Origin of the sequence: Microcystis sp. LEGE 08355 (assembly GCF_015207185.1) — a bacterium.
Lineage (GTDB): Bacteria > Cyanobacteriota > Cyanobacteriia > Cyanobacteriales > Microcystaceae > Microcystis > Microcystis panniformis.
Genome location: NZ_JADEXI010000897.1, coordinates 1 through 1,274, shown reverse-complemented (window position 1 = coordinate 1,274; position 1,274 = coordinate 1). Strand labels below are relative to the sequence as shown.

General features: G+C 44.9%; 1 protein-coding gene. It reads right to left on the bottom strand.

Annotated elements, in window-relative coordinates:
- Positions 1-1,166, bottom strand: a 1,166-nt coding sequence (locus IQ242_RS25070) for a SagB/ThcOx family dehydrogenase (RefSeq protein ID WP_193961819.1), incomplete at its 3' end; no start/stop codon positions are given.
- Positions 1,167-1,274: the final 108 nt, after the last annotated feature.

Here is a 1,274-nt window from a genome sequence, read left to right as displayed (position 1 = left end):
TAATAACAGCCTTCCTCTAATCCAGTTACTGCCGAAACAGCGATAAAAGTTTCCAATAAATCTAGATCAAAATAATCGGGATTGGGATCGAGATTTTGGTCGGCATAATCTTGGGGTTGATAGGTAAAATGCAGCAGCGCTCGCAATTCGTCTAAACTGAGACTAGCACCACTATAAGCGCGGGTGGATCTGCGTTTAAGCATCGTACTTTCCAGATCGATTAAATCTTCCCCCCAATTGACGGGACGGGATGTCACGGAAACTTTTAGACAAAAAGGAAAATTATATTTATCTTCCCAATTAGAGGGGGTAATATTTGCTTCTATCTTCTCATCTGTAGCTATGATAGTCGCTCGGTGTAGAGAGTTTAATAATTCCCCCTCGGCAATTTTGGGATAAAGAGTCGTGGTTGCCGAAGGGAGTGCCGTGGTACTAGGGGGGAGATTTTGCCGGATATTGAGCAGATCTGCCAAAGGAATCACCGTCATAACACTTTCCTTCTCGGAATCAAGATAAAGCAATTCATTCATCTGACTATCGTTAAAACCACCGATTAAATGAGCGCGATAGTCATTAATCGAGGCTGATAGCTCAATATTGCCCAATAAATGCCCTGTATCGAGGAAAATACGCCGATAAGCTCGATCTTCGTAGCGCCAAGCGGACCGATAAAAAATGGCACTGGTAACTAAAGCGATATCGGTATTTTCTAAAACAGGATTCCAGAAACAAGCAGATTGCAGGTTAGTCCAGACATCACTTTCCCAGAATAAAAGCAGCGAGTGACTTTGACCTTGATAACTGTAGAGACCGGCGGGCAAAAATTCCGTGCCACGGGAGATCAGATAGACCTCGGCGGGGTATAATCCACCGGCAGAGGGTGCGGAACGTAGGTACAAGGGACTACCCATAGTGGCGATTTTGGCAGTTAAACCATAGCTACAGCCCAAAATTCGCGATATACGTCGCCAAAAGTCTCCTTTTTGGGGAACTGTTTGACGGGAGAGGTAGGGTTTGAGATCGAAAGTCTGACCGATTTTGTATTCTTTGAAGGGATAGGGTTGTTGACTCCAATCAAGACCTTTACTTTTTGAGGCGATCGTCTGGGGGTCGTATTTGGTCCGCTCGTGGTAGTATTGGGCGATCGAGATTGGCTGATCTGGCATGATAAAGATAGGCTGTCTAAGCTTTACTTTTTAGTTTGACATACTCCCACCCCTAGAAAACGGGTTTCTGAAAGAAACCCGTTTTCTAAATACTCCCCTCTCCCACCC